1 protein-coding gene is annotated in these 498 nt (G+C 68.5%); it reads right to left on the reverse strand.

Annotated features, from left to right (window positions below; genetic code table 11):
* On the reverse strand, nt 1-498 hold a 498-nt coding region (locus ADL29_RS08280; RefSeq protein ID WP_211274272.1), incomplete at both ends, for an aldo/keto reductase.

Genomic DNA, 498 nt, shown 5'->3' on the forward strand with positions numbered 1-498 from the left:
GGTACGATCGGCACACCCAGGCGGTCGGCTTGGGTGTACACCCAGGCCAGCGCGACCTGAGCCGGTGCCGCCCCCGCCTGTTCGGCAACCTGCCGGACGGTGTCGGCGATGGCTTGGTTGGCGTCGGTCTGGATTCGCTCATTGCTGCTGCGGAAGTCGGAGCTGTCCAGGCCCGCCCGGTCGACTGTGCCGGTGAGGAAGCCGCGGCCCAATGGTGAGTACGGCACCAGGCCCACACCCAGTTCCGCCATCGTCGGGGTGACCGCCTCGACGTCCCGGGTCCACAGGGAGTACTGGCTCTGAACCGCTGTGATCGGGTGGACGGCGTGGGCGCGGCGCAGTAGGTCGCCATCGACCTCGGAGAGCCCGAGGTGGCGGATCTTACCCTCCTTCACGAGGTCGGCCATGGCTCCCACGGTCTCCTCGATCTCGGCGTTCTGCGGCGGACGGTGCAGGTAGTAGAGGTCGATCACCTCGACCCCGAGGCGCAGCAGTGAC

Origin of the sequence: Streptomyces chattanoogensis, assembly GCF_001294335.1 — a bacterium.
Taxonomy (GTDB): Bacteria; Actinomycetota; Actinomycetes; order Streptomycetales; family Streptomycetaceae; genus Streptomyces; species Streptomyces chattanoogensis.